We start from the raw sequence: 306 nt of genomic DNA, 5'->3' as shown, positions 1-306 counted from the left end.
CTCGCCGATGCCATTCGCCTGGAGGTGGCGGAGCGCCCCGGCAGCACCGTGGTTTAAGAGAGTCGCTTCCCTACTCCTCGACCACCAGGTGGATGAGCTCTTCGCGCTTGCCAATGCCCAGCTTGCGATAGATGTTGCGCACATGGGTGCGCACGGTACTCACGGAAAGCACCAGATCCTTGGCAATGTACGTGTGAGAGAAACCGCGCGCCAGGTACACGAGTATTTCCGCCTCGCGCGGGGACAAGACGAACGGTTCGGCCAGGGCGGCACAGCGAGCCTCGAGAGGCACCCGCACGGGCAAAT

General features: G+C 62.7%; 1 protein-coding gene. It reads right to left on the bottom strand.

Annotated elements, in window-relative coordinates; translation table 11 throughout:
• Positions 1-70 precede the first annotated feature (70 nt).
• On the bottom strand, positions 71-306 hold a 236-nt coding region (locus tag PZH32_RS12645), incomplete at its 5' end, for a response regulator transcription factor (RefSeq protein ID WP_275208599.1).

This window comes from Adlercreutzia equolifaciens, from assembly GCF_029076695.1.
GTDB classification, from domain to species: domain Bacteria; phylum Actinomycetota; class Coriobacteriia; order Coriobacteriales; family Eggerthellaceae; genus Adlercreutzia; species Adlercreutzia equolifaciens_A.
The sequence above is the reverse complement of the archived record's forward strand: the minus strand, read 5'-3'. Positions and strand labels throughout refer to the sequence as shown.